At 72.0% G+C, this 8,326-nt stretch carries 7 protein-coding genes; 5 read left to right on the top strand and 2 right to left on the bottom strand.

Translation table 11 applies throughout. The features are described from left to right. Window positions 1-76: 76 nt before the first annotated feature. Both LPA41_RS21075 and LPA41_RS21070 read left to right on the top strand, forming a co-directional pair. Window positions 77-625 (top strand): DinB family protein, encoded by a 549-nt coding sequence (locus LPA41_RS21075; RefSeq protein ID WP_229072377.1) that lies wholly within the window; start codon window positions 77-79, stop codon window positions 623-625. 51 nt (window positions 626-676) lie between these two features. Then, complete coding sequence (locus LPA41_RS21070) at window positions 677-1,228, top strand: DinB family protein (RefSeq protein WP_229072376.1); 552 nt, start codon at window positions 677-679, stop codon at window positions 1,226-1,228. Here LPA41_RS21070 and LPA41_RS21065 read toward each other — a convergent pair. Together LPA41_RS21065 and LPA41_RS21060 are read right to left on the bottom strand one after the other, a co-directional pair. Further along, entirely contained in the window at window positions 1,214-3,625 is a 2,412-nt protein-coding gene (locus LPA41_RS21065; protein ID WP_229072375.1) for an EAL domain-containing protein, read from the bottom strand. The two genes, LPA41_RS21070 and LPA41_RS21065, sit on opposite strands and share 15 nt — an antisense overlap. Window positions 3,626-3,687: 62 nt before the next feature. Beyond that, the gene (locus tag LPA41_RS21060; protein WP_229072374.1) at window positions 3,688-6,009 is read right to left on the bottom strand and encodes a bifunctional diguanylate cyclase/phosphodiesterase; all 2,322 of its coding nucleotides are present in this window, start codon (window positions 6,007-6,009) and stop codon (window positions 3,688-3,690) included. A 123-nt stretch (window positions 6,010-6,132) separates the two neighbouring features. On the opposite strand from LPA41_RS21060, the gene LPA41_RS21055 reads away from it, so the two are divergent. The 3 genes from LPA41_RS21055 to LPA41_RS21045 are packed head-to-tail and all read left to right on the top strand — an operon-like array spanning window position 6,133 to window position 8,144. Beyond that, a complete protein-coding gene (locus tag LPA41_RS21055; RefSeq protein WP_229072373.1) occupies window positions 6,133-6,849 on the top strand; it encodes a histidine phosphatase family protein in 717 nt (238 codons plus the stop codon). Beyond that, on the top strand, window positions 6,833-7,678 hold the full coding sequence (locus tag LPA41_RS21050) for an NAD(P)H-hydrate dehydratase (protein ID WP_229072372.1): 846 nt from the start codon (window positions 6,833-6,835) through the stop codon (window positions 7,676-7,678). The genes LPA41_RS21055 and LPA41_RS21050 overlap by 17 nt, the downstream gene beginning before the upstream one ends. 52 nt (window positions 7,679-7,730) lie before the next feature. Further along, window positions 7,731-8,144, top strand: a complete 414-nt coding sequence (locus LPA41_RS21045) for a CBS domain-containing protein (protein WP_229072371.1) — start codon at window positions 7,731-7,733, stop codon at window positions 8,142-8,144. Window positions 8,145-8,326 lie beyond the last annotated feature (182 nt).

The following is an 8,326-nucleotide window of genomic DNA, read 5'->3' as shown; positions in this document are numbered from 1 at the left end:
CCGCGTACCCGATCAGCCCGGGTGCGCGGTGGCCGTTCCTTTCCGGCCTATCGTCTCCGGCCTATCGTCTTGCGGCATGGGCATCGACTGGAACGCTGCGATCCGGGAACAGCTCGACTGGCACTGGCGGCGGCAACTGCGGCCGCGACTCGACGGCCTGACCGACGACGAATACCTCTGGGAGCCCACGCCCGGCGCGTGGAACGTGCGGCCGAGGGGCACGAGCAGCACGCCGATGGCGGCCGGGTCGGGCGCCTTCACGATCGACTGGGAGTACCCGGAGCCGGTCCCGGCGCCGGTCACCACGATCGCCTGGCGTCTCGGGCACATGATCGTGGGTGTGCTCGGGATGCGGGTGGCCCGGCACTTCGGGGGCGCCGAGACGCACTACCTGAACCACGCGTACGCCGGCACGGCCGCCGAGGCGCTTGCCCAGCTCGACACGGTGTACGCGCAGTGGGTCGCCGGGGTCACCGGGCTCGGGGCGGAGGGCCTGGCGAGGAAGTGCGGTGAGGAAGGGTACGGGGACGACACGATGGCCGCCCTGATCCTGCACATCAACCGCGAGATGATCCACCACGGCGCGGAGATCGCGCTGCTGCGTGACCTTCGCGCCCAGCGATGACCTGCGCCGTTCCGGCCGTGGAACCGCATGCCAACGCCTATGGTCGTGTCCATGGGCAGCGACTGGAACAGTCAATTGCGCCAGCAACTGGATCAGCACTGGCGCAGCAGGCTGCGGCCCCGGCTCGAGGGTCTCACCGACGATGAATACTTCTGGGAGCCCGTGCCGAAGGCCTGGAGCGTACGGCCCCGGGGCACGAGCACCGCGTCGATGGCGGCCGGCGGCGGCGACATGGTCTTCGACTGGGCGTACCCGGCGCCTGACCCGCCGCCCGTCACCACGATCGCCTGGCGTTTCGGGCACATCATCGTGGGCGTGCTCGGGGTCCGCATCGCCCGGCACTTCGGGGGCGCGCCGATGGATTACCTGCGCCACCACTACGCGGGCTCGGCCGCCGAAGCCCTGGCCCAGCTCGACACGGTGTACGCGCAGTGGGTCGCCGGGGTCACCGGGCTCGGCGCGGAGGGCCTGGCGAAGCCCAGCGGTGAGGAAGGGTACGGGGACGACACGATGGGCGCCCTGATCCTGCACATCAACCGCGAGGTCATTCACCACGGCGCCGAGATCGCCCTGCTGCGCGACCTGTACCTACGCCGTCAGTGACGGCTGGGTCAGCCGTTCGTAGAGGCTGGCGGCCGGTTCCGGCCGCCCCAGCAGGTAACCCTGGGCGAACTTGCAGCCCATCACGGTGAGCAGCGCCAGCTGGCCGCTGTCCTCGACGCCCTCGGCCACCACCCGCAGGCCGAGGGTGTGTCCGAGCTGGATCACCGCGCTGACCAGCTCCTGCTGCCGGCCGTTGCCGGCGAGTCCGGTGATGAACGAGCGGTCGATCTTGAGTACGTCCACCGGGATGTCCCGCAGGTAGCCGAGCGAGGAGTACCCGGTCCCGAAGTCGTCGATGGCGATCCGCACGCCGATCCGGCGCAGCTCGTCGAGCCGGGCCGAGGTGACCGCGACGTCGCGCATCAGCACCGTCTCGGTCAGTTCCAGGACCAAGCAGTGCGGGGAGAGCCCGGTGGCGGCGAGCGCGTCCGACACCTGCACGGTCAGGTCGGGCAGCTCCAGGTGGGCGGCGGAGAGGTTGACGCTGACGAAGGCCGGTGCGGTCTCCGGGTTCAGGTCCTGCCACTGGCGTACCACCCGGCACGCCTCGCGCAGGATCCACCGGTCGATCTCGATGATCATCCCGGTCTCCTCGGCGAGCGGGATGAAGGAGCCGGGCTGCTGCAGGCCGCGCTGCGGGTCCTGCCAGCGGACCAGCGCCTCGGCGCCGTGCATCCGGCCGTCCGGCACCCCGGCCACCGGCTGCAGGTAGAGGCGCAGCTCGCCGCGGTGCACCGCCTCGCGCAGCCGGGCCTCCTGGTCGAGCCGGCTGAGCAACTGCTCGTGCATCCGGGTCTCGAAGGTCAGGAACCGGTTCTTGCCCTGTTCCTTGGCGGCGTACATGGCCACGTCGGCGTTGCGCAGCACCTCGTCCGCGTCGGTGTACTGCGCGGCGTCCGGCACCACGCCGATGCTGACCGTGACCACGGCCTCCCGGTGGTGCAGCAGGAACGGCCGGGCCAGGGCGTCCAGGCAGGCCCGCGCGAGAGCTTCGACCACGTCGGTGGCGGCCGCCTCGAGCAGCACGGCGAACTCGTCACCGCCGAGCCGGGCCACCGTGTCGTGCGGCCGCAGAACCCCGGTGAGTCGTTCCGCCGCGGTACGCAGCAGCGCGTCCCCCGCGTTGTGCCCGAGACTGTCGTTCACCCGTTTGAACCCGTCCAGGTCCAGGTAGAGCACCGCGATCTGTTCGCCGGACGCCCGGGACCGGGTGAGCGCGTGCTCCAGCCGGTCCAGCAGCAGCTTGCGGTTGGGCAGCCCGGTCAGGCCGTCGTGCAGGGCCTGGTGGCGCAGGTCGTACTCGAGGGCCCGTTGCCGGCTGACGTCGCGCAGCACCACCACCGCGCCGATCGGCCGGTCGTCCTTCTCGATGGTGCTGACCGTGTACTCGACCCGGACGGCCGTGCCGTCCGGCCGGTTCAACCGGCCCTCCCAGGTCCCGACGGCGAGCCCGCCGGTGGCGTCCGGCAACAGCGTGGTGGCCTCCCGCTGGAGCAGCCCGCCCACACCGACGCCGGTGATCCGGCCGGCGGCCTCGTTGGCGAACGCGATCCGGCCGCCGGCGTCGACACCGCAGATCCCCTCGCCCGCGTTGGCCAGGATGCTGTCGGTGTACTCCTTGGCGAGAATCTCCCGGGCCGAGCGGTCGAGTTGCTCGGCCATCGCGTTGAAGGCGCGGGAGAGGGTGCCGATCTCGTCATGGCCGTCCGTGGTGACCCGGTGCGAGTAGTCGCCGCTGCGGATGGTGCGCACCGCCGCGGTGAGCGCGGTGATCCGGCGGGTGACCGAACCGGCCACCCCCAACCCGATCAGCAGTACCAGCAGCATGGCGATCGTCGAGCTGGTCAGGATGACGGTTTGCGCCTGCCGGGCGCCGGCCATCATCCGGTCGTAGAGCGGCGTGTACTCCAGGATCACCGCACCGAGCATGGCGCCGCGGCCGCTGCGCATCGGCACGACGACCTGTTTGATGCCGTCCGGGTGGTCCGCGCCGGTCTGGACGAAGACCCGCGGCTTGCCGTCGGCGACGGTCTTGCCGACCTCGTTGCCGGTGTCGTGGTCGAAGGTCGCGCCGACGTTGTCCCGGACCACGTCGCCGAGGATGTACCTGGCGCTGTCCACCACGACCACGTCGCGGTGCTGGACCTGGTGCAGCCGCTGGAGGTAGTTGTCGAGCCCGGTCTGGCTGTAGTAGAGCGGGATCGGGATCTCGCCGGCGGTGTCGACCGGCAGGCCGTGGCCGATGTCGGCGGCGATCCCGAGGGCGAGCTGCTCGGCCTCCTCGGCGGCGGCCCGCTCCGCCGAGGCGTTGTCGGCGCGCCAGGCGATGATCGCGGTGGCGGCCACCAGCAGCGCCACCACGAGGTAACCACTGAGGAGTTTCTGCCGGACGTTCATCAACTCACCTATCGGCGGGCATCCTCCAGGATTGAGCCGTCTGGGGCGGACGTGCTTTTTGTCTACTGCTTCAGCTGACTCAGGTGAGGCTCCCGCACGGTGAACAGCAACGCCACGTCGGAACCCGGCATCGGCCGGGCGAAGTGGTAACCCTGCGCGTACCGGTAACCGGCCCGGTGCAGCCGCTCCGCCTGCTCCGCGGTCTCCACGCCCTCGGCCACCGCCTGGATGCGCAGGCCGCGGGTGATCCCGATCAGGCCGTCCACGATCACTGCCTGCGGGCTCCGGGTGGTCACTCCGTCGACGAACGACTTGTCCACCTTCAGCCAGGTCACCGGGCAGTTCACGAGCAGGCTGAGCGACGACTGGCCGGTGCCGAAGTCGTCCAGGGCGATGGGCAGGCCGAGCTCGTGCAGCCGTTGCAGGGCGTCCAGGGCGAGGTCGGTGCCGAGCACGGCGGTCTCGGTCACCTCCACGACCAGCCGGCGCGGGTCGAGGTCGGCGCCGGCGAGCAGCGCGGCCACCTCGGCCGGGAACCCCGGCTCGTTGAGCTGGCGGGCCGAGACGTTCACGCTGACCTTCGCCGGCGCGTCGTCGCCGTACTCGCGCACCCACGCCGCGGTCTGCCAGACGACCTGCTGAAGAACCCAGCGGCCCAGCTCGACGATCTGACCGTTGCGTTCCGCGAGCGGGATGAAGACACCGGGGGAGACCAGGCCGTGTTCCGGGTGCCGCCAGCGCAGCAGCGCCTCCAGGCCGGCGAGCCGGCCGTGCGGCAACTCGACGATCGGCTGGTAGACGACGAAGAGCTCGTCCCGGGCGATCGCCTGACGCAGGTCGGCGCCGAGCCGGGCGTCGTTGTCGGCGAGCTGGTCCATCAGCGGGTCGAACCAGGTCCAGCGCCCGCCACCGGCGTTCTTCGCGGCGTACATCGCGACGTCGGCGCGGCGCAGCACCTCGCCTGCGGTGTCCTCGGGCCGGCTCGCGGTGACGCCGATGCTGATCCGGGGCACCAGCTCGTGACCCTCGGCCAGCACCGGTCGCTGCACCCGGTTCAGCAGCCCGCGCAGCAGCGCCTCGGTGCCGGCGTTGTCCAGGGCGGGCAGCAGCAGGGTGAACTCGTCACCACCGAGCCGGGCCACGGTGTCCTCGGCACGCAGCTCGTCGCGCAGCCGCCGGCTGATCGTCTGGAGCAGGGCGTCGCCGGTGTGGTGGCCGTACCGGTCGTTGATCACCTTGAAGTCGTCCAGGTCGAGCAGGGCCACCACGAACGGCTCGCCGCCGGCGAGCCGGGCGGAGATCTCGCCGGACCAGGCGGAGCGGTTGCTGATCCCGGTGAGGGCGTCGTGCGTGACCTGATGATCCAACTGCTTCTGGTACGCCCGGAGCTGCGCCAGATTGGCGTCCACCGTCTCGAGCAGCCGGCTGTTGTCGCGCAGCATGGTGATCTGGCGCAGCACCACGAGCAGGGTCAGCCCGGTCACCGCGCACGCCATCAGGGCCTCCGGACCGCCCCGGGGCAGTTCCACCTGGAGCAGCGCGGCGTAGAGCACCGCGACGGCGGCGTACGGCATCAGGCTGAACCGCCGGCCGTCGCGCCGGACCGGCGGCCGGCCCTCGCTCGACCGCTGCCGGCGCGCGGCGAGGATCGTGGTGATCGTGGACATCGGGAAGGCCAGCAGGCTGGTCGACAGGTGCGGCCGATCCGCGATGAACGGCGCCACCACCCCGGCGGCGGAGGAGAGGCCGACCCCGGCCGAGAGGATGTGCAGGGCACGCCGATCCAGCAGCCCGGCGCCGGCCACCGCGACCTTGACGAAGGCGATGAGCGAGGCCACCGCGATCACCAGGAGCGGAACCACCGACAGGGGGGTGACGCTGAGGGAGTCGGCGAAGTCCAGCCGGCTGAGCGCGAAGTGCCAGATCACGACGGCGCTGGTGAGCAGGAGGATCCCGGTGTCCAGGCCGAACCGGATCCAGTCACCGCCGGTGCGCTGCCACGTCGGCAGCCGCAGCAGCGCCCAGAGGACGGTCAGCAGGACCGCCCCGAAGATCAGCTGGGTCCGGGTGCCGATCTGCTGGCTCAGCTCCGGTCCGCCGACCGCGTCGGCCGCGCTGCTGATCGTGGCCGCGCCGACCAGGCCGCAGGCGACCGCGAGCCGTCCCCAGAAGTGCCGGGTGTCGGCGTCGAAGCGGGTGCACTGCCGGACCCGCCAGCACTCGTAGGTACCGAGGGCGGCGAGCACCGGCAGCGGCAGCCAGCCGATGACCGGGTACGGCCAGACGTGGACCAGCCCGGCGGCGAACCAGATCAGCACGAACGCGACGAGCCCGAGCGACACCATCAGTGGCGGGTCGAACCGGCGGCGGCTGGGAGACGGCATGACAGTGTGATCGGACGTTTTCCGCCGCCGTTGACGAAAATCCCGGGTTCTCCCCGAACTCGGCTCGGGCGCCGTCGCCGAATCGGGTATCGCGGCGCCGGTCGGCGGGTAAGGGCCAGGACCATGGAGCAACTGGACTGGCTGGCTGTCGTCCGGCACGGGCTGAGCACCGGCAACGTCACCGCCGAAAAGGCCGAGACCGGCGGGGCTGAGACCATCGAGATCCCGGAACGCGACGCCGACGTGCCGCTCGCGGACATCGGCCGGGAACAGGCCGAGGCGGTCGGCCGGTTCCTGCGGGAGCACCGGCCGGACGTGGCGGTCGTCTCGCCGTACCTGCGGACCCGGCAGACCGCTGAGCTCGCGCTGGCCGGCTCCGGCGTCGAGATCGTCGTCGACGAGCGGCTGCGCGACCGGGAACTGGGCGTGCTCGACCTGCTGACCGCCCGCGGCGTGCAGGCCCGGCTGCCGGACGAGGCCGCCCGGCGGGCCCGGCTGGGCAAGTTCTACTACCGGCCACCGGGCGGCGAGTCCTGGGCCGACGTGCTGCTGCGGTTGCGCGCGCTGCTGCGCGAGCTGCACCAGGACCGCCCGGGCGGCCGGGTGGTGCTCTTCGCGCACGAGGCGACAGTGCTGATGGTGCGCTATCTGGCCGAGGGAATGCTGGAGGGTGAGCTGATGGAGCTGGCCCGCCGCACGACCATCGCCAACTGCTCGGTGAGCAGCTGGCGGCGGGCCGGCGACCGGTGGGAACCGGAGATGTTCAATGCGGTCGAGCACCTGCACCGTGAGGACACCCCGCCGACCAAGCAGGAGGACGTCAATGCCGAACCGGTCTGAGGAACGGGTCGTCACCCCCGGCCTGCTGCGTGACTGGCCGCTGCCGGATCTGGAGGGTGACAAGGAGTCCCGGGGCCGGGTGCTGGTGATCGGCGGCGCGCGGCGTACCCCCGGCGCGGTGCTGCTGGCCGGGGTGGCCGCGCTGCGGGCCGGCGCCGGGAAGCTCCAGATCGCGGTGGCCGCGGAGTCGGCCGTGGCGTTGAGCATCGCGGTGCCGGAGGCCAAGGTGGTCGGTGTCGCCGCGGCCGGTGAGCCACCCGACGAGGTGCTGGAGATGGCCGGTTCGGCGGACGTGATCCTGCTCGGCCCGGGGCTCGACGACATCGACCACACGATGCGGCTGATGCGTTCGGTGCTGGAGGCGGCCGGCCCGGAGACGGGGGTGGTGCTCGACGCGTACGCCCTCGGCGCCCTCAGCAAGGACTCCACGCTGCTGCGGCAGCGCCGCGCCGTGCTCACCCCGAACGTCGTGGAGGCCGGTCATCTGCTCGGCCGCGAGCCCGGCGACGACCTGGCCGGCGCGTCCCGGGAGCTGGCACAGCGGTACCGGGCGGTGGTCTCGCTCTACGGCCACATCGCCGCACCGGACGGCGGGTGCTGGCGGGAGGAGAACGGCGACGCCGGCCTGGGCACGTCCGGCAGCGGCGACGTGCGCTCCGGCATCGTGGCCGGCCTGCTCGGCCGGGGCGCGGACCCGGCGCAGGCGGCCTGCTGGGCGGCGTACGCCCACGCGATGAGCGGCCGGCGGCTCGCCCCGCGGTTCGGTCGCGTCGGATTCCTCGCTCGGGAACTGGTCGACGAGGTGGCCTACACGATTGCAATGGTCTGATGAGGGTACGCCTGGTGATGACAGCCTCACACTCTGGAAGGAGTCACCCCCGATGACCACCGCCCGCGACATCATGACCCGGGACGTCACCTGCGTCGGTGAGAAGGAGTCGCTTGCGGAAGCGGCTCGCAAGATGTCCGAACTGAACGTCGGCTCGCTGCCCATCTGCGGCGAGGACAACCGGCTGCACGGCATGCTGACCGACCGCGACATCGTCGTGAAGGCTCTCGCGCAGGGCCGCAACCCGGCCGACGTGCAGGCCTCCGAGCTGGCCCAGGGCAAGCCGATCACGATCGGCGCCGACGACGACGCCGCGGAGATCCTGCGCACCATGAGTCAGTACAAGGTCCGCCGCCTGCCCGTGATCGACGGCCACCAGCTGGTCGGCATCGTCGCGGTCGCCGACGTGGCCCGCGCGCTGCCGGACCGCCCGGTGGGCGACCTGATCGACGCCCTCAGCGAGTGACCTCAAGCGCCACCAGCAACGGCCCGGGCCTCCCGGGCCGTTCGCATATCCACCAGCCGGCACGGGGCGGCCCGGCACGCGACGGCCGGGCACGGGGCGGCCCGGCACGCGACGGCCGGGCACGCGGCGGCCCGGCGCACGGCGGCCTGGCACGCGGCGGCCCCGCCTGTGACCGGCCCGCG

Origin of the sequence: Actinoplanes sp. DH11 (assembly GCF_020873875.1) — a bacterium.
In the GTDB taxonomy this organism is placed as follows: domain Bacteria; phylum Actinomycetota; class Actinomycetes; order Mycobacteriales; family Micromonosporaceae; genus Actinoplanes.
This window is presented reverse-complemented; position numbering and strand designations above follow the sequence as displayed.

Excerpts from the sequence above, each read along its gene's own strand:
- LPA41_RS21075 (WP_229072377.1), top strand. The coding sequence starts at position 77 with ATGGGCATCGACTGGAACGCTGCGATCCGGGAACAGCTCGACTGGCAC.
- LPA41_RS21070 (WP_229072376.1), top strand. The coding sequence starts at position 677 with ATGGGCAGCGACTGGAACAGTCAATTGCGCCAGCAACTGGATCAGCAC.
- LPA41_RS21065 (WP_229072375.1), bottom strand. The coding sequence starts at position 3,625 with ATGAACGTCCGGCAGAAACTCCTCAGTGGTTACCTCGTGGTGGCGCTG.
- LPA41_RS21060 (WP_229072374.1), bottom strand. The coding sequence starts at position 6,009 with ATGCCGTCTCCCAGCCGCCGCCGGTTCGACCCGCCACTGATGGTGTCG.
- LPA41_RS21055 (WP_229072373.1), top strand. The coding sequence starts at position 6,133 with ATGGAGCAACTGGACTGGCTGGCTGTCGTCCGGCACGGGCTGAGCACC.
- LPA41_RS21050 (WP_229072372.1), top strand. The coding sequence starts at position 6,833 with ATGCCGAACCGGTCTGAGGAACGGGTCGTCACCCCCGGCCTGCTGCGT.
- LPA41_RS21045 (WP_229072371.1), top strand. The coding sequence starts at position 7,731 with ATGACCACCGCCCGCGACATCATGACCCGGGACGTCACCTGCGTCGGT.